The following is an 18,011-nucleotide window of genomic DNA, read 5'->3' as shown; positions in this document are numbered from 1 at the left end:
CTGGCTCGGCTCTTGTTGAATCAGCTGTGGGGGGCCGCACGCCGCACGATCTGCTCGGCATGGCGCAGCACCGGCGCATCGACCATCCGGCCCTCGAAGGCGAATACCCCCCGGTGTTTCGGCACCTCGTCGAGTACCCTTCTGGCCCAGTCGATTTCGTCCTCGGACGGCGCGTATGCCGCTCTGATGACCGGAACCTGGCTCGGATGAATGGCCACCTTCGCGTCGAAACCGATCGCGACCGCATCCAGCGATTCCGCCCGCAGTCCGTCGAGATCGCGGAAATTCAGGAACACCGAGTCGAGGGCGAACTTTCCATACGCCTTGGCCGCGAGCAGCGAGGTAGACCGAACATGCCGTGCTACATCGCGATAACTGCCGTCGGCATGCCTGCTCGAGTTCCCGCCGAGCCCGGCGACGAGATCTTCGGCCCCCCACATCACGCCGATCGCATTGCGCGCCATCGCCGCCCTGCCGACCGCGAGCGCACCGAGCGGCGATTCGATCAACGCGATCACTTCGTACTCCGAGAGCGCAGTGAGCTGTTCGGCGGATTCGCATTTGGGCAGCATGATCCGTCGATACTCGGTGTGGTGCAGAGCCGCGAGGTCCGAGTCGTGGTCCTCGGTGTCGACGGCATTGATTCGCACGACGGTGGTCTCGGGATCGAGCGGGGTATCGATCAATGCCTTGCGCGCCGCCGCCTTGTCACCGGCGGCCACGCCGTCCTCGAGGTCGATGATCACCACATCGGCCGCGGCTGCGGCCTTTTCGTAGCGTTCGGGGCGATCGGCCGGGCAGAACAGCCATGCGGGGCCCGCCATCTCCCAGCTCATGCCCGGCTCGGATCTTTGCGGACCAGCGTCTTGCGCACCGCCGTCGCGACGATATCGCCATGTTGATTGCGTGCGGTGTGCGCGAAGGTGGCGATGCCCTCGCCGGGGCGGCTCTTGGACTCCCGCTTATCGGTGACCACCGTCTCGGCGTACATGGTGTCGCCGTGGAACAGCGGCTTCGGGAAGGCGATCTCGGAGAAGCCGAGGTTGGCGACGATGGTGCCCTGCGTCAGTTGCGCGACCGAAAGGCCGACCAGGGTGGAGAGGGTGAACATCGAATTCACCAGGCGCTGGTGGAACGGCGGCAGCTGCTCGCTGAACGCCGCATCCAGGTGCAGCGCCTGGGTGTTCATCGTGAGCGTGGTGAACAGGACATTGTCGGCCTCGGTGATGGTGCGGCCCGGCCGGTGCTCGTACACCACGTCGGTCTCCAACTCCTCGAACCACAGGCCACGCTGCACAATCCTGCGCGGCTGCGCCGGAGCGTTCACAGCCCCAACTCCCGCCCGATCAGCATCAACTGCACCTCCGTTGTGCCCTCGCCGATCTCGAGGATCTTGCTGTCGCGATAGTGCCTTGCCACAGCGTATTCGTTCATGAACCCGTAGCCGCCGAAGATCTGGGTGGCGTCGCGGGCGTTGTCCATCGCCGCCTCGCTGGCCACCAGCTTCGCGATCGCGGCCTCCTTCTTGAACGGCTTGCCCGCGAGCATCAGCGCGGCCGCGTCGTAGTAGGCGGTGCGTGCGGCGTGCGCGCGCGCCTCCATGCGGGCGATCTTGAAGGCGATGGCCTGATTGCGGCCGATGGGCCTGCCGAAGGCCTCGCGGTCCTTCGCGTAGCGCACGCTTTCGTCGACGCAGCCCTGCGCGGCGCCGACCGAAAGCGCGGCGATGGCGATGCGGCCCTCGTCCAGGATGCGCAGGAAGTTCGCATAGCCGCGGCCGCGTTCGCCGAGCAGGTTCTCCGCAGGCACCCGCACGTCGGTGAAGCTCAGCGGGTGGGTGTCGGAGGCATTCCAGCCCACCTTGTTGTAGGCGGGCTCGGCGACGAAACCGGGGGTGGTGGTCGGCACCAGGATGGTGGAGATCTCCTTCTTGCCGCCCGACTGGCCGGTCACCGCGGTGACCGTCACCAGCTCGGTGATGTCGGTGCCGGAGTTGGTGATGAACTGCTTGCTGCCGTTGATGATCCACTCACCGCTGTCGAGCGTGGCGGTGGTGCGGGTGCCACCCGCATCGCTGCCCGCGCCGGGTTCGGTCAGCCCGAACGCGGCAAGGGCGCGGCCACTGGTCAGCTGCGGCAGCCATTCCCGCTTCTGCTCGTCATTGCCGAAGCGGTAGATGGGTATCGCACCGAGCGACACTCCGGCCTCGAGGGTGATGGCCACGCTCTGATCGACCTTGCCGAGTTCCTCCAGCGCCAGGCACAACGCGAAGTAGTCGCCGCCCATGCCGCCGAACTCCTCGGGGAACGGCAGGCCGAACAGGCCCATCTCCGCCATGCCCGCGACCACCTTGTACGGGAAGGTGTGGTTCGCATCGTGTTCGGCGGACACCGGCGCCACCACCGACTGCGCGAAATCACGCACGGTCATGGCGAGGTCACGGTAGTCGTCGGGCAGTGTGCCCGTGGACAGGAAGTCGGTCATGCTGGGTCTCCTTCGCGCTCAGCGGTATTCGTCTGGACGGGTGCGGCGGACTCGGCCTCGATCGGCGCTGCCGTAATGCGTGCCAGGGGCTGGCCGAGCCGCACCTGGGTGCCCGGCTCGACAAGTAGTTCAACGGTGCCCGCGATCGGCGCGGTGAGCGAATGCTCCATCTTCATCGCCTCCACGACCACCACCGGTGCTCCGGCGGCCACCACGGCGCCGGAGCGGACCGGCGCCGCGATCACCGAACCCGGCATGGGGCTGACGATCTCGGCGTCGCCGACATGTTCATCGCCGCCGCGGACCTTGACCTCCGCCAACTCTCGCAGCGCGGTGACGCCGCCGGGTCCGGCCACCCAGAGCTGTTCGTCGTGTTCGGCGACGTGGTATTCGCGTCGCAGACCGGCCAGTGTGAGGGTGAGAGCACCGGCCGTTGCCGAGCTCTGTGCGACGAAAGCAGCGGACAGCGAGGCCGATTCGCCTTCCTCACCGACCCGCACGACCGCCGCATCCGGGGTCCCGCTCAGGTACACATGCTCGACGCGATCGCCGCCGGCCAGCCGGATCGGTGTCGGTGCGGCCGCCCCGATCCGCCACCCGGAGGGCACCGCCCACGGGTCGCCCGCAGTGGTGGGCCAGCGCCGCAGCCAGTGATAGGTCGCGGCCGCGATGAGGTCGTCATCGGTGACCGGCGTGGGGTGGAAGTCGGTGACCCGACGGTCGAGCAATCCGGTGTCGAGCTTGCCCGCGACCACATCTGGGTCGGCCAGCAGAAAGCGCAGGAACTCGATATTGCTCGTCACACCGAGCAGCACCGTATCGGCAAGTGCCCGATCCAGTTTCGCGAGCGCCGCGCCCCTGTCGTGGCCGTGCGCGATGACCTTCGACAGCATCGGGTCGTAGTCGCTGCCGACCACGGTGCCGATCCGCAGCCCCGAATCCACCCGCACACCATGGCCTTCCGGCTCCGAAAGGTCGAGCACGGTGCCGCCGGTCGGCAGGAATCCACGGCCCGGGTCCTCGGCGTACACCCTGGCCTCGATCGCATGCCCGACGAGCCGAATCTCGTCCTGCTCGACCATGAGCTTCTGCCCGGCCGCGATGCGCACCTGGCATTCCACCAGGTCGACGCCGGTCACCAGCTCGGTGACCGGATGCTCCACCTGCAGCCGGGTATTCATCTCCATGAAGAAGAATTCGTCCGGCCGGTCGGCGGAGACGATGAACTCGACAGTGCCCGCGCCGACATAGTTCACGCTGCGCGCCGTATTGCAGGCGGCGGCGCCGATCCGGGCGCGAGTTTGCGCGTCCAGCAGCGGTGAGGGGGCCTCCTCGACCACTTTCTGATGGCGGCGCTGCAGGCTGCATTCCCGTTCGCCGAGATGGATCACGTGGCCGAACTGGTCGGCGAGGATTTGCACCTCGATGTGCCGTGGTCGCGTAACGAACCGTTCCAGGAACAGGGTGTCGTCGCCGAATGCCGCACCGGCCTCGCGGCGCGCGCTCGCCAGCGCGCCTGGAAGCTGTTGCGGCGCTTCGACCAGGCGCATGCCCTTGCCGCCGCCGCCGGCCGACGGCTTGACCAGCACCGGATATCCGATATCCGTGGCCGCGGCGATCAGTTCCTCGTCGGTGAGGCCGGGCCGGGCGATACCGGGCACCACCGGCACGTCGAAGGCCGCGACGGTGTTCTTGGCCGCGATCTTGTCGCCCATGATCTCGATGGCCCGGGCGGGCGGTCCGAGGAAGACGATGCCCGCCTCGGCCAGTGCCGCGGCGAAGGCGGCATTCTCCGAGAGGAACCCGTAGCCGGGGTGGACGGCCTGCGCTCCGGTGCGCACGGCGGCCGCCACCACCTTGTCGATGGCGAGATAACTCGCCCTGGCCGGGGCCGGACCGAGTCGCACCGCGACATCGGCCTCGTGGACATGCCTGGCGTCGGCGTCGGCGTCGCTGTACACCGCGACGGAGCGAATTCCCAAGGCGCGCAGGGTACGAATGACCCGCACCGCGATCTCGCCGCGATTGGCCACGAGCACGGTGTCGAATTCGATGGGATGAGAGTTGTTCAGCATCGCGATCACATCCGGAAGACGCCGTAGGAAACGGGTTCGAGCGGCGCCTGCGCGCACACCGAAAGGGCAAGTCCGAGCACAGTTCTCGTATCAGCAGGGTCGATGACGCCGTCGTCCCAGAGCCGCGCTGTCGAATAGTACGGATTGCCCTGGTGCTCGTACTGATCGCGAATCGGCGCTTTGAACGCCTCTTCGTCCGCCGCCGACCACGGCTGTCCACTGCTGTCGAGTTGATCGCCGCGGACGGTCGAGAGCACCGAGGCCGCCTGCTCGCCGCCCATCACCGAGATCCTGGCGTTCGGCCACATCCACAGGAAGCGGGGCGAATACGCGCGCCCGCACATCGAGTAGTTGCCCGCACCATAGGAACCGCCGATCACCACCGTGAGTTTCGGCACCCGCGCGCACGCCACCGCGGTGACCATCTTGGCTCCGTGCTTGGCGATACCACCCGCCTCGTAGTCACGGCCGACCATGAAACCGGTGATGTTCTGCAGGAACAGCAGCGGGATCTTGCGCTTGTCGCACAGCTCGATGAAGTGCGCGCCCTTCATGGCGGACTCGCTGAACAGCACGCCGTTGTTGGCGACAATGCCCACCGGATGCCCGTGGATGTGGGCGAACCCCGTCACCAGCGTTGTGCCGTATTCGGCCTTGAATTCATGAAAGCCGCTGTCGCCGTTCGATCCGCCGTCGACGAGCCGGTTGATCACCTCGCGGACATCGTAGGGCGTGCGCAGATCGACCGGCACCACGTCGTAGAGCTCGGATTCCGGCGCCGCGGGCGCGACGGTGGGCAGCACTTGCCACGGACTGGCCGGACGTGGGCCGAGCGTGGCCACGATGCGGCGCACGATGCGCAGCGCGTCCTGGTCGTCCTCGGCCAGGTGATCGGTGACTCCCGAAGTGCGCGAGTGCAATTCACCGCCGCCGAGCTCCTCGGCGGTCACCACCTCGCCGGTCGCCGCCTTCACCAGCGGCGGCCCGGCGAGGAAGATCGTGCCCTGATTGCGCACGATCACCGCCTCGTCACTCATCGCGGGCACATACGCGCCGCCCGCGGTGCACGACCCGAGCACCGCGGCGATCTGCGGGATCGCCTTCGCGCTCATGGTCGCCTGATTGAAGAAAATGCGGCCGAAATGCTCCCGATCGGGGAACACCTCGTCCTGGTGCGGCAGATAGGCGCCGCCGGAGTCGACCAGATACAGGCAGGGCAGCTGGTTCTGCAGCGCGATCTCCTGCGCGCGCAGATGCTTCTTCACCGTCATCGGGTAGTAGGTGCCGCCCTTGACGGTGGCGTCGTTGGCCACGATGACGCACTCGCGCCCGGACACCCGCCCGATGCCGGTGATGATTCCGGCGCCGGGAGAGTCGTCGCCGTACATCCCGGTGGCGGCCAGCGGAGAGAGTTCCAGGAACGGGCTGCCCGGATCGAGCAGCTGATCCACCCGTTGCCGGGGGAGCAGCTTGCCGCGGGCCACATGACGTTCCCTGGCCTTCGCCGGTCCGCCGAGCGCGGCGCTCGCCAGCCGTGCGCGCAGGTCGTCGGTCAGCGCCTGATGCGCCGTGCGGTTGTCGACCGCCGTTTCTACTGCCGTCATCACGCTGTCCTGCCATCCAGTTAGTCGCCGATAACTGGAATTCAGGTTAATCTTTATTAACCGAGATGTCCAGGTCGGCCGAAAGGAGCGCGTGTGACCAGCCTCGAACCTGTCGCGCTCACCCGCAGGGAACAACTGAAAGCGCAGCGCCGCACGCAGCTGAAGGAGGCGGGCGCCCGGCTCATCGCCGAGCGCGGGTTCCTCGGCATGCGCCTCGACGACCTCGGCGCGGCCGTCGGCATCAGTGGTCCCGCGGTCTACCGCCACTTCCCCAATAAAGAGGCGCTGCTGGTCGAACTGCTCGTCGGTGTCAGTCAGCGGCTGCTCGACGGCGGGAAGGCGGTGGTGGCGCGGACGGGATCGGCGGATGAGGCGCTGGCCGGCCTCGTCGACTTCCATCTGGATTTCGCCCTCGGCGAGCCCGAGCTCATTCGGATCCAGGACCGCGACCTCGACAACGTGCCCGCCGCCGCCCGCCGCGAACTCCGCCGCGCCCAGCGGCAGTATGTCGAGATCTGGGTCGCGGTCCTGCGTGAGCTGCATCCGGAGCTGCCCGAGGAGACCGCACGCGTACAAGCTCACGCGGCCTTCGGCCTGATCAACTCCACCCCGCACAGCGCGACCTCCGCCACCGCGACCCGCGCCCGCCCGGTCCTGCGCCAGATGGCGCTCTCGGCCCTGGGGTGAGGATTCACCGCGCGCTCCACCCGCCGTCCATGGTGTAGGAAGCGCCGGTCACCATGCCCGCGTCGGCCGAGGCGAGCCAGCCGACCAGTGCGGCGACCTCCTCCGGTTCGACGAGACGTTTGATCGCGCTTTCGGTCAGCAGCACCTGCTCGAGCACCTGCTGTTCGGCGATTCCGTGCGCCTTGGCCTGATCGGCGATCTGCTTGTCCACCAAGGGTGTTCTGACGTAACCCGGATTGACGCAGTTGCTGGTCACCCCGTGCCTGCCGCCCTCGAGAGCGGTCACCTTGGACAGCCCCTCCAGCCCATGCTTGGCCGTCACGTACGCGACCTTGTATTCGGACGCGCGCAGACCGTGCACCGATGAGATGTTGACGATCCGGCCGAACCCCTGCCGGTACATGTGCGGCAGCGCCGCGCGAATGAGCAGGAACGGCGCTTCGACCATGAGGGTGAGCAGGTGGCGGAACCGTTCCGGTGCGAACTCTTCGATCGGGCTGATGCTCTGTATCCCGGCGTTGTTCACCAGGATGTCCACCTCGAGCTTCAGGTTCTCCAATGCGGCGACATCGAGAAGGTCCACCGCCCACGCTTTTCCGTCGAGCTCGGCGGCCAGCGATTTCGCGCCCACGTCATCGATGTCGGCGATGGTGACCCGCGCGCCGCGGGCCGCCAGCTCCCGCGCACACGCCGCGCCGATGCCGCTCGCGCCACCGGTGATCAGTGCCGAACGTCCTGTCAGGTCAGTCATTTGGCCTCGACTCGGGTGGTTTCGGCTGGCGTCGAAGTGGCCGGTGCTGCGGCGGCCTCGGCGGCCAGGGTTTCGGCGTCGGCGAGGTCGATGCTCTCCAGGTCGATGCCGCTGGTCTCCCTGGCGAAGTAGACGGCGATCGCGGTGACGGCGGCGGCCCCGGCCAGATACCAGGCGATCGGGACGGCGGAACCGAACTCGTCGAGCAGCCGCACGGCGATGATCGGCGCGAGCGATCCGGCCACGATCGAGGTGACCTGATATCCCAGTGACACCCCGGAATAGCGCATCCGCGTCGGGAACATCTCCGCCATGATCGCGGGCTGTGCGGCATACATCAGTGCGTGGAACACCAGGCCGATGATGATCGCGGACATGATGACGGCGTTGTGCCCGCTGTCCATCATCGGGAACGCGAAAAAGCCCCAGGTACCCGCGGTGATCGCGCCGACAAAGTAGACAGGACGCCTGCCGAATCGGTCGCTGAGCCTGCCTGCCAACGGGATGGCGAGGAAGTGCACCGCGTGTGCGGCAAGCAGCCACCAGAGGATCGTTTTGGTGTTGATGCCGACATGCACCTTGAGATAGGTGATCGTGAACGTGACGACCAGGTAGTACATGATGTTCTCGCCGAAGCGCAGGCCCATGGCGGTGAAAACGCCACGCGGATAACGCTTCAGCACCTCGAGGACGGTGAACGAACTGGCCTTGATCCGCTCGACCTGCTGCTGTGCCTCGACGAAGATCGGTGCGTCGGTGACTTTCGTCCGGATGTAGTAGCCGACGAGCACCACGACCGCGGACAACCAGAACGCGACTCGCCAGCCCCAGCTGAGGAATGCCGCATCCGAGAGCGTCGAGGTCAAGGTCAGCAACGCGACCGTGGCGAGCATGTTGCCCGCGGGCACGCCCGCCTGTGGCCAACTGGCCCAGAAACCGCGGCTCTTGCTGGGGCTGTGTTCGGCGACGAGCAGCACCGCACCACCCCATTCACCGCCGACCGCGAAGCCCTGGATGAATCGGAGCGTGACGAGCAGCGCGGGCGCCAAGTAGCCGACTTGGCCGAAGGTCGGCAGGCAGCCCATCAGGAACGTCGCGCTGCCCACCAGCAGCAGGCTGAATTGGAGCAACTTCTTGCGACCGTAGCGGTCACCGAAGTATCCGAAGACGATGCCGCCGAGCGGGCGCGCGGCGAAGCCGACCGCATAGGTGATGAAGGCGGCGAGGATGGCGTCGAGGTCGCTGGTGCCCTTGGCGAAGAACACCTTGCTGAAAACCAGCGTCGCGGCGGTGCCGTAGAGGAAGAACTCGTACCACTCGACGACCGTGCCCGCCATCGACGCGGCCACCACCCGCCTGAGGCCCGCGGGCACCCCGCCGGGATCGCCGCCGCCCGTCGGCCGCAACGCATTTCGCACGCTCATCGAACTTCTCCTTCATGACCGGGGCCACATCTGGACGTCATATGTGACGGCCCCCACAATTTCATGGTCAGACCGAGTATTCGTGCAGATATCTAGGACCGCAATGCCCAGATGTGCACGAGGTATCTGCAAGAATGCAGATATGAGTCCGGTGCCTTCGGGGCCCAATCGCCCGAGCGCAGATGATCTGCTGGTTCTGCTCGCGGTAGGCAGGTCCGGCCGCTTCGTGTCGGCGGCCGAAGAACTCGGCATCAACCACACCACGATCTCGCGCCGGATCGCCGCGCTGGAGCAGACCCTGGGCGGGCGGGTACTCGCCCGCGCCTCCGGCGGCTGGGAGCTCACCGACCTCGGGCGGGAGGCGCTGGCCGCCGCCGAGGTCGTGGAGTCGGCCGTCAAGTCCCTCACGGTCGACGCGGGCGGTGCGCGGGTGCTGGAAGGCGTGGTCCGGCTCTCGGCGACCGACGGTTTCAGCGCCTACCTCGCCGCGCCCGCCGCCGCTGAAGTACGGCGGCGACATCCGAAGATCGCCGTCGAAATCGTGGCGACGACGCGGCGCGCATCCCAGCAGCGTTCGGGACTGGATATCGAGGTAGTGGTGGGTGAGCCGCAGGTGCACCGTGCCAAGGCGATGCGCCTCGCCGACTACTGCCTCGGGCTCTACGGCTCCAGGGATTATTTGCGGGAACGCGGAACACCGCTGGATATCGATGATCTGGCGCGTCACCCGCTGGTCTATTTCATCGACTCGATGTTGCAGGTGGACGACCTCGATGTGGCCTCCAGTTTCGTGCCCGCGATGCGCGAATCGGTGGCATCCACCAATGTTTTCGTGCATGTCGAGGCGACGCGGGCGGCGGCGGGACTCGGTTTGCTGCCCTGTTTCATGGCCGACCGGCACGACGACCTGGTGCGCGTGCTCCCCGGCGCGGTGTCGATTCGGCTCGCGTATTGGCTCGTCACCCGCACCGAGACGCTGCGCAGGCCAGAGGTGGCCGCAGTGGTCGACGCGATTCGAGTACGGGTGCGCGAACAGCGTGATGCACTGCTCGGCGTGCGGTGACATCACCAGTTACCGGCCGCCGAGGCCATTGGTGCGGACACCCGCTGGCGGCAGCATCCCGTCGAGTCCGCCGCGGCCTACTTCTCGGGGTAGCTCTGATCGTTCGGTGACGGCTGTCGTGTTCGAGGCCGCAGCCCGATTCGGTTGTCAGGCAACGCGGGTGATCGTGCGGTCGATGTCGAGGGCGCCGTCGACCATCTGATAGACGGCATTCATTCGATGGAGGTGGGTGCGGTCGTGAGTGACGAGCAGGGTGGCGGCGCCGTGGTTGTGGACGACGGTGAGGACGAGGTCGATGATGGCGGCGCCGCGTTCGGTGTCGAGGGCGCTGGTCGGTTCGTCGATGACCAGGAGTGCGGGGTCGTTCATCAGCGCGCGGGCGATGTTGACCCGCTGGCGTTGGCCGCCGGAGAGCTGGGCGGGGCGTTTGGCGTGCTGGTCCGCGAGGCCGACGGCGTCGAGAAGTTCCATTGCCTTGGTGCGGGTTTCGCGGCGACGGGAAGGTGGGGTGAACAGGTGCTGGCCCAGGCGTGACATCACCTCGAGTTGTTCGACCGCGGTGAGGGCGGGGATCAGATTCGGCTGTTGGAAGACGATGCCGATGGACGAACGGCGCAGCGCGGCAGCCTCGCGGCGGCTCAGTGTTGCGAGATCGACTGTGCCGCCTGCTGTTTCGAGATGGATCTGGCCGGAGTCGGGCCGGATCAGTGTCGAGACGGCGGCGAGAAGGCTGGATTTTCCCGAGCCGGATGGCCCGGTGATGGCAGCGATATCGCCGCCGGTCACGTGCAGGTTCACTCGGTCGAGCGCGGTGAGTTTGCCGGCGCCGTCCGGATAGGTGAGGGTGACGTCGTCGACGGTCAGTGCGGTGGCGGCCATCAGGTGTTCGGCGCGGTTACTCCCTCGTTGGTGAGGGAGAGGAAGCGCCATCCTCCTTTGCGGGGTTGGGTTGGGAGGGTTTGTCGGTGGTGTTGGCAAGGTTGTCGGTCAAGGTCTCGCGGCTCGGTGGGGTCAGCGCGCCGCGTTGAGCGCGGTGAGCGGGTCGGTGGTGAACAGGAAGCGCAGCGCGAAGGCGGCGCCGAGCAGGCCGAGTGCGATCAGGGCAACCGCAGGTAGCAGGGTGGTGGTGAGGGCGAGCACGAACGGCAGCGCATCGCCCATGAATGTGGCTGCGACAACGGTGATTCCGAGGCCGATCGCGACACCGACGGCGAGCACTGTCGCGGCCTGCGCGAGTGCGTCGCGAACCAGGGAACCGGATGTCGCGCCGAGCGCTTTCAATGTCGCGATATCGGGAGCGCGCTGGACCGTCCACACGGTGAAGAAGGCGCCGATGACCAAGGCCGAGATGGCGAACAACAGCACCGTCATCAGAGTCAGGGAGCCGTTTTCGGCTTGGTATGCGCTCAATGCCGACAGGGACCCGGAGACGGTGGTTGTGCTGGTGTGGGCAGCGGTGTCGACAGCGGACATATTCGGGATGCCGGACACCGCGAGCACCGTGGCGGCTCCGCCGCGCGGGCTCACCGACTGCCAGTCCGCGAGCGTCGTCCAGACCACCGGAGTGTGGCTGTACCAGTCGTCGCCGCGGACGGACACCACGGTGAAGGTTCCGGTACCGAGGGTGACATCGTCACCGGCTCGTGCGTCGAGAGCCTTGGCCGCGCCGGAGCTGAGCACCACCGTGCCCGGATCGATTGCGGCACGGTTGCCGAAAGCGGCTCCCGCAGCACCGAACAGGGCGACCTGAGCGGACTCGGCGTCGCCACGGCCGGTCACCGCCGCCTCGGCATGGCTGATGCCGACCGGGTCGACGGTGCCGCCCTGGCCCGTGGCCGCCTGCCAGGTCTCGACCTGCCGACTGGTCAGCGCGGAGGCGTCGAACGAGGGATCGGCCCCGGTATCGGCGAACACGATGGCGTCGGCGGAGATGGCCTCGATGGCCGAGATGTTCTGGTGCGCGAGCCCTGCCGTGAGCCCACTGAGGAAGCTCACCAGTACCGCCACCAAGGTGACGACCAGCGTGATGAGCAGGAAACGGCCGCGTGCGGCCCGCAGATCCCGGAGTGCGACGAACATGCCTCAACCCTGCTGTGCGCCGGTCCCGCTGCCATCGCGCACGCGATGGAGCGCGGGCCGATCGAACGTTGGCCGATGTTTTACACCTTTCGATGGATGCCGCTGCGGTAGCCGCACATAAGCTGGCAACGTGCACTCGTCGCCGCTCACCCCTGTCTTCACCGCGCTGCGGTTGGGGCTGCATGTGCTGGTGACAGCGTTGGCGGTGCTGACCGCTGTGCGGGCGCTGCTGCCGGGCGCCGCGCATCCGGCCGGGGTGATCACGCTGACCGCCGTATTCCTGGTGACCTACTTCGCGGGCGCGCTACCCGGCTCCAGTCCTCGGGCGATCCGGCTCTGGCTACTGGCGCTCACGGTGCTGTGGCTCGGCCTGGTCGTGGTCGCGCCCGATGCCGGATACCTCGCCTTCGGCCTGTTCTTCCTCTATCTGCACCTGTTGCCGCGTCCGTGGAGTCTGCTCGCGGTGGCGACCGCGGATGTGGTGGCGGTGGTTGGTTTCGGGCTGCACCGTGGCTGGTCGGTGGCGGGTGTGATCGGCCCGATCCTCGGCGCGGCCGTGGCGGTGGGGATCGGGCTCGGCTATCAGGCGCTGTTCCGCGAGTCCGCCGACCGTCAGCGTCTGATCGACGAATTGCTCAGCACCCGAGCGACTCTCGCGGATCAAGAGCGCACCGCGGGCAAGCTGGCCGAGCGGGAACGGTTGGCGCAGGAGATCCACGACACCGTCGCGCAAGGGCTGAGCAGTATCCAGCTGCTGCTGCACGCGGTGGAGCAGGCGTCGCCGGAGCATCCTGCGCTGCATCGGATTCGGCTCGCCAGAGAGACGGCAGCGGAGAACCTGGCCGAAACCCGAAGGCTGATAGCCGAATTGACGCCCGCCGCGTTGGAGGGGCAGTCACTGGCCCAGGCGCTGGAACGAATCTGTCTGCGGGCCGAGGCGCCAGGGCTGACCACCCAGATGGTGATCGAAGGCGTCCCCGAACGGCTGCCCATGCCCGTCGAGGCCGCGCTGGTGCGCATCGCCCAGGGTGCTGTCTCGAATGTCGTCCGCCATGCCGCCGCGAGCCGGATGCGGCTCACCCTCACCTACGCCGACACCGACGTGTATCTCGACGTGGTCGACGACGGCATGGGGATCGACCCCGCGGTGCTGGAGCGTGCCCCGTCGGGAACCTTCGGGCTTGCGGCTATGCGCAGCCGAGTCGAGCAGCAGGGCGGCACCCTGGCAGTCGAGTCCGAACCCGGCCATACCGCCGTCACGGCCTCGTTCCCGCTCGATTCCGGTTCTGTCGAGTCGAATTCCCCTGCATCCCTACCGAATTCAGCCGAATCCGATTCGACCGATCAGCGGGATCGCCCATGATCAGACTGCTACTGGCCGACGACCACGCCATCGTCCGCGCCGGACTGCGTGCCCTGCTCGAGAGCGGCGACGAAATCACCGTTGCCGGTGAGGCGCCCACCGCCGAGGCGGCCGTCGCCTTCTGCACGACAACACCGGTCGACCTGGTGCTGATGGATCTGAGCTTCGGCCGCGGCCGCTCCGGTGTCGACGCGACAACCGAACTGCGCGCCCTGCCCACCCCGCCGAATGTCCTGGTAGTCACCAACTATGACACCGACGCCGACATCCTCGGCGCCATCGAGGCGGGTGCCTGCGGCTATATCCTGAAGGACACCCCGCCCACCGAATTGCTCGCCGCGGTCCGTTCGGCGGCCGCAGGGGAGAGTGTGCTGTCTCCCGCGGTGGCCTCCAAACTGATGACCCGCGTCCGCCGAGCCGACACCACGCTGAGCCCACGCGAGATCGAGGTGCTGCGCCTCGTGGCCGACGGCCGATCCAATCGTGAAATCGCCAAGGAGTTGTTCCTCAGCGAGACCACCGTCAAGTCCCACCTCGTGCACATCTACGCCAAACTCGGCGTCCGCTCCCGCACCTCCGCAGTCGCCCGCGCCCGCGAACAGGGCGCGATCTAGCCCGGGGTGTGTGGACGGCGGCGCGGTCGGGGGAGGGGCTCTAAGGTGTGATTCATGGCCTCACTGTCGGATCTTGATGTGCGCGAATTCTTGTCCAACGGCACCAAGACGGGGAAGGTGGCGTTTGTCGCTGCTGACGGTCGTCCGATGGTGACGCCGGTCTGGTTCGTCCTCGAGGGTGAGGAGTTGGTGTTCAACACCGGCAAGGGCTCGGCCAAGGGCAAGGCTTTCGCTCGCGATCCCAGGATCGCTGTGTGTGTTGATCTCGAGGAGCCGCCCTACGGCTCGGTCCAGATTCAGGGCACCGTCACCCTGTCCGAGGACCTCGACGAACTCGTCCGTACCGCCACCGAAATCGGCGGTCGCTATATGGGGGCCGACCGGGCCGAGGAATTCGGCAAGCGCAACGGCGTCCCGGGAGAGCTCGTGGTGCGGGTCCGGCCGACCAGAGTCATCGCGCATTTCGACGCGACTGCCTGAGTTATGAGGGCCGAGGAAGCTGCCTAGACTCGGCCGCATGACCGTGCACTTCATCGGGGCCGGACCCGGCGCCGCCGACCTCCTGACGGTGCGCGCCGTGCGGCTGCTGCAGACTTCACCGGTCTGCCTATACGCGGGCACCTATCTGGACCCGGAGGTGCTCGCGCACTGCGCGCCCGACACCGAACTGGTCGACACCCAGCATCTGGATATCGACCAGATCACCGACCACCTGGTCCGCGCGCACGAATCCGGCAAAGACGTCGCCCGGCTGTGCTCCGGCGACCCCTCGATCTACTCCGCGCTCACCGAGCAGACCCGCCGCCTCGACGCCAACCACATCCCGTGGGACGTCACCCCGGGCGTTCCCGCCTACGCTGCGGCGGCCGCCCTGCTCGGTGCCGAACTGACCGTCCCGGAACTCGTCCAATCGGTCGTGCTCACCCGAACCCGGGCCCGGTCGACGGCGATGCCCGAATCCGAGGCCTTGGCGAACTTCGCCCGCACCGGCGCGACAGTGGTTCTGCATTTGGCCATCACCAGGATCCGCGCACTCGCGGCCGAACTGGTCGCCGACTACGGCGCCGACTGTCCGGCCGCGGTGGTGTACCGCGCGAGCCAGCCACAGCAGTTGATCCTGCGCGGCACCCTCACCGACATCGCCGACCAGGTCGAAGCGGCGAACCTCCGGCAGGCCGCGATCATCCTCGTCGGCCGAGCCCTCACCGAAGGAACGCTCTGCGCACGATCACACCTCTACGATCCGGCCCGCAGCCGCCCAGTCCCTGATTGATCGACGCAGCGGTCGTCGTCAGCGCTCGAGCCATGCCCCGTTGAGCAGGTCGGCGGGTAGATAGTCGGACTCGACCTCGATCGGAATCCCGACAGCTCGGGCGAGGATCGAAATGGCCAGGGGTGCGGTCGCGACGAAGCCCACTGGGTTTTCGGCGAGTTCGGGCACTTCCCAGTAGGCGCGGTGCGCGGTCAGTGCCTCGGCGAGAGCGTTGTTGAAATTCTCCGCGTCGCGTCGAAGCAGGTAATAGAACATCTGCACCGGGGGAAACGCAATAAGGAGCATGAAGTCCCGGGGTGCGTATCGCGCTGCCTCGGGTTCGGTCAGTCGCATGACCGCCTTGAACAATTCGGGCGGAACTTCTTCGTGCCGGAGAAAGCGTTGCACGGTTTCCAGCCAGGGGTAGACATAGTCGTCGACCTGGACACCACTGGCGCGAATCGTGTACTGACCGACCGCGCACAGTTCCTGAACACGCTCCCGGTTCTGGGTGATGACCGCGAGCCACGCCGCGCCGATCCAGTCGGTCGGGCCGCTGCGGCGATTGGGGCCGAGAGCGGGCAGCTCATGCGGTGCGTCGATGGTGTAGCTCACCGTGCCATCGGAAATGCGGGAGGCGGCGAAGACCGCATTCGCCGCCTGCGATGCGAGTACGGCCGCATGCCACGTTTCTTCGTCGCCGGCTCGGGGGTCGACGGCCAGCAGGTACCTCAGCCGATCGGCTGTTCGGCGACGGACAGCGCTGAGCGCGTCGGCGTCGTTGTCGATGTCCTCGAGTGCCGAGGAGATCAGCAATCGACCGGTGTCCGCTTGGCGGCGGGCGAAGTCCAGGTCGATGTGGTGTCTGGGAACACTGCGCATCCCGAAGTACATCCTCACTCGAGGGGGAATCGTGGCTGGTAGTTGTATCCATCGAAGGGGCGGTACTTCCAGCCGTCGAACTCGTGATCTTGTCCGCTCTCATCGACCTGTGAGCGGACTTCAAGATAGTCCAAACGTCCGTCGCGGTTTGCTTTCCGCAGTTCTTCTGCTAGCAGAGCCTCGTCGTCGCTTCGGCGTTCCATCGCCTGCAACGTGTCCTCGAAATAGTCGGGATGGCCTTGTTTCACAACTCGAATGCCGTCATCACCGTGCAGAGTCCGCTCACTGGCAGGGCCGCTGGGGGCCTTGGCCTCGTGGATGACGTAATCGGGCGGATCCCCGTCCTGATAGTCGACCTTCCATACCTGATCGAAGTTGCTCTGGCCCGGGGTGCCCTCCGAGTGCATCGGCTGGATTTCGGCGAACACCTTGCCGGATTCGGCGTCATAGGCCTGAACGGTTTGCCTGCTCGCATGGCTCGGGTCGAACTCTCCGCCATCGGCATGCCTGAACTCGATGTGCGCGTCCGGGAACGCGGCGGCGAATTGGGCGTGCACCCGCTCGCGGATGGCGTGCGCGGAGACCTGCTCGCCGAAGTGTTCGGAGGCTTTCGTCTGCGTGCGGATGGTGTCCGACCGTTCTCGGGAACCTTCCGGGGTGTCTCGACGGGCCTCGGCCGCGGCCTCCATCGCGTCTTGCCGTCTCGACAGATGGCTGTCGATCTCGCGGTAGTCCGCCGGACGCCAGCCCTGAGTACCTGGGTAGCCGCCGACCGCGACGTTGGTGTCGCCGGGCAGCGGTCTGAGAACTCTGGACCGATCTTCGTCGAATCCGAGCGACTCGGCCGGCGGGCGATCCGATTTGAACTTCGGCACACCTTTCTCCAAATCGACCGGCGGCGGGCGCATTCCGTCGGCGTCCGGACTGCGATGGAACCTGACCACCAAGCTGACGCGACCGTCGGCTTCCGTGCGCAAGGAATAATGGCGCGCGATGTAGTCGGGGTCACGGATTTTCTGGATCGGTGACATGCCGGTCACCTCGCCCGGCCGTTCCCGCCAGTCCAGGTCTCTCGTCGGCCTGAGATGGGTGACCACGTTCAGATGATCGACAGCGTCGGTGGCGTTGCGCGCGTCGCCGAACGAGTGCCGAAGCAGGCTATCGGCTCCGAGCTGGTCGGCCGCTTCGTGTCGACCCGACCTCAGTGGCGTGGTCAGGTGGTTGATTGCCCGCGCCGACCCTCCGCTCGACGAGTTGGCGGCACCTCGCATGCGCTCGAGCACGTCCTCGAGCGTCTTGATGATGGCTCGGTCCACCATCATCTGATTGCGCCGAGATCGCTGCGAGCAACATGATTCCGCCGTGTACGTTGTCCTCGGCCGTACGCCGGGTTCGCGCCGCCGGAAATCCCCACGTGGGAAGGCTAAGTGTGGCGGTGCTCCGAGAGAGGCTCACATATTCCCGACCGGGGGAAGCCTTGTGTGTCAAGGTGGTGTATGCGAGACCGGCGCGGTCGAACTCTACGCGGGGGGTGTTCTCGGCGTCGCCCGTTGTCGATCGCCCCGCGTGCCTCGTCACGTGCTCTTCGCAAGAAGTGTGAGAACGGCGACAGTGGGCTAGCAAACTTGCGATGACCCCACTGCCTGGGGTGATGTGGTATCGCTATGAGCCTTGGTTGGTCGGGTGCGGTGAGCGACGGTAGATTGTCTCGGTGATCAGCAGCGGAGTTCCCG

General features: G+C 66.8%; 17 protein-coding genes. 6 read left to right on the top strand and 11 right to left on the bottom strand.

Translation table 11 applies throughout. The annotated features are described in order from the left end of the window. Positions 1 to 20 precede the first annotated feature (20 nt). The 5 genes from OHQ90_RS00090 to OHQ90_RS00070 are packed head-to-tail and all read right to left on the bottom strand — an operon-like array spanning position 21 to position 6,163. Positions 21 to 836, bottom strand: coding sequence for an HpcH/HpaI aldolase/citrate lyase family protein (locus tag OHQ90_RS00090; RefSeq protein WP_328406478.1), 816 nt, complete (start codon positions 834 to 836; stop codon positions 21 to 23). Then, positions 833 to 1,327 (bottom strand): MaoC family dehydratase, encoded by a 495-nt coding sequence (locus OHQ90_RS00085; protein WP_328406476.1) that lies wholly within the window; start codon positions 1,325 to 1,327, stop codon positions 833 to 835. Before OHQ90_RS00085 ends, OHQ90_RS00090 begins: the two co-directional genes overlap by 4 nt. After that, positions 1,324 to 2,484, bottom strand: coding sequence for an acyl-CoA dehydrogenase family protein (locus OHQ90_RS00080; protein WP_328406474.1), 1,161 nt, complete (start codon positions 2,482 to 2,484; stop codon positions 1,324 to 1,326). Before OHQ90_RS00080 ends, OHQ90_RS00085 begins: the two co-directional genes overlap by 4 nt. Beyond that, positions 2,481 to 4,559, bottom strand: coding sequence for an ATP-binding protein (locus OHQ90_RS00075; protein WP_328406472.1), 2,079 nt, complete (start codon positions 4,557 to 4,559; stop codon positions 2,481 to 2,483). The genes OHQ90_RS00080 and OHQ90_RS00075 overlap by 4 nt, the downstream gene beginning before the upstream one ends. Positions 4,560 to 4,564: 5 nt before the next feature. After that, a complete protein-coding gene (locus OHQ90_RS00070; protein ID WP_328406470.1) occupies positions 4,565 to 6,163 on the bottom strand; it encodes a carboxyl transferase domain-containing protein in 1,599 nt (532 codons plus the stop codon). Positions 6,164 to 6,256: 93 nt separating this feature from the next. On the opposite strand from OHQ90_RS00070, the gene OHQ90_RS00065 reads away from it, so the two are divergent. Continuing rightward, positions 6,257 to 6,850: an SACE_7040 family transcriptional regulator gene (locus OHQ90_RS00065; RefSeq protein WP_328406468.1), complete on the top strand. Its 594-nt coding sequence runs from the start codon at positions 6,257 to 6,259 to the stop codon at positions 6,848 to 6,850. 4 nt (positions 6,851 to 6,854) lie between these two features. On the opposite strand, the gene OHQ90_RS00060 is transcribed toward OHQ90_RS00065, so the two are convergent. Together OHQ90_RS00060 and OHQ90_RS00055 are read right to left on the bottom strand one after the other, a co-directional pair. Then, positions 6,855 to 7,601 (bottom strand): 3-hydroxybutyrate dehydrogenase, encoded by a 747-nt coding sequence (locus OHQ90_RS00060; protein ID WP_328406466.1) that lies wholly within the window; start codon positions 7,599 to 7,601, stop codon positions 6,855 to 6,857. Beyond that, positions 7,598 to 9,025 (bottom strand): MFS transporter, encoded by a 1,428-nt coding sequence (locus tag OHQ90_RS00055; protein ID WP_328406464.1) that lies wholly within the window; start codon positions 9,023 to 9,025, stop codon positions 7,598 to 7,600. Before OHQ90_RS00055 ends, OHQ90_RS00060 begins: the two co-directional genes overlap by 4 nt. 142 nt (positions 9,026 to 9,167) lie before the next feature. Between OHQ90_RS00055 and OHQ90_RS00050 the strand changes: the two genes are divergently transcribed. After that, complete coding sequence (locus tag OHQ90_RS00050) at positions 9,168 to 10,088, top strand: LysR family transcriptional regulator (protein ID WP_328406462.1); 921 nt, start codon at positions 9,168 to 9,170, stop codon at positions 10,086 to 10,088. A 147-nt stretch (positions 10,089 to 10,235) separates the two neighbouring features. On the opposite strand, the gene OHQ90_RS00045 is transcribed toward OHQ90_RS00050, so the two are convergent. Beyond that, positions 10,236 to 10,967 carry an ABC transporter ATP-binding protein gene (locus OHQ90_RS00045; protein ID WP_328413440.1) on the bottom strand — a complete coding sequence of 244 codons (732 nt, stop codon included), beginning with the start codon at positions 10,965 to 10,967 and terminating at the stop codon, positions 10,236 to 10,238. Between the two features lie 132 nt (positions 10,968 to 11,099). Continuing rightward, entirely contained in the window at positions 11,100 to 12,167 is a 1,068-nt protein-coding gene (locus tag OHQ90_RS00040) for an ABC transporter permease (RefSeq protein WP_328406460.1), read from the bottom strand. 130 nt (positions 12,168 to 12,297) lie between these two features. Between OHQ90_RS00040 and OHQ90_RS00035 the strand changes: the two genes are divergently transcribed. From OHQ90_RS00035 to cobM, 4 genes are read left to right on the top strand one after another with little or no spacing between them, the layout of a single operon-like run. Then, positions 12,298 to 13,530, top strand: coding sequence for a sensor histidine kinase (locus OHQ90_RS00035; protein WP_328406458.1), 1,233 nt, complete (start codon positions 12,298 to 12,300; stop codon positions 13,528 to 13,530). Beyond that, on the top strand, positions 13,527 to 14,144 hold the full coding sequence (locus OHQ90_RS00030; protein ID WP_328406456.1) for a response regulator transcription factor: 618 nt from the start codon (positions 13,527 to 13,529) through the stop codon (positions 14,142 to 14,144). The genes OHQ90_RS00035 and OHQ90_RS00030 overlap by 4 nt, the downstream gene beginning before the upstream one ends. A gap of 54 nt (positions 14,145 to 14,198) precedes the next feature. Next, positions 14,199 to 14,624, top strand: a complete 426-nt coding sequence (locus tag OHQ90_RS00025; RefSeq protein ID WP_328406454.1) for a PPOX class F420-dependent oxidoreductase — start codon at positions 14,199 to 14,201, stop codon at positions 14,622 to 14,624. A 37-nt stretch (positions 14,625 to 14,661) separates the two neighbouring features. Next, positions 14,662 to 15,417, top strand: coding sequence for a precorrin-4 C(11)-methyltransferase (cobM, locus tag OHQ90_RS00020; protein WP_328406452.1), 756 nt, complete (start codon positions 14,662 to 14,664; stop codon positions 15,415 to 15,417). A gap of 18 nt (positions 15,418 to 15,435) precedes the next feature. On the opposite strand, the gene OHQ90_RS00015 is transcribed toward cobM, so the two are convergent. Then, a complete protein-coding gene (locus OHQ90_RS00015) occupies positions 15,436 to 16,278 on the bottom strand; it encodes an immunity 49 family protein (RefSeq protein ID WP_328406450.1) in 843 nt (280 codons plus the stop codon). Positions 16,279 to 16,292: 14 nt separating this feature from the next. Beyond that, positions 16,293 to 17,600: a hypothetical protein gene (locus OHQ90_RS00010; protein ID WP_328406448.1), complete on the bottom strand. Its 1,308-nt coding sequence runs from the start codon at positions 17,598 to 17,600 to the stop codon at positions 16,293 to 16,295. Positions 17,601 to 18,011 lie beyond the last annotated feature (411 nt).

The sequence above is a fragment of the Nocardia sp. NBC_00403 genome (assembly GCF_036046055.1).
Lineage (GTDB): Bacteria > Actinomycetota > Actinomycetes > Mycobacteriales > Mycobacteriaceae > Nocardia.
The sequence above is the reverse complement of the archived record's forward strand: the minus strand, read 5'-3'. Positions and strand labels throughout refer to the sequence as shown.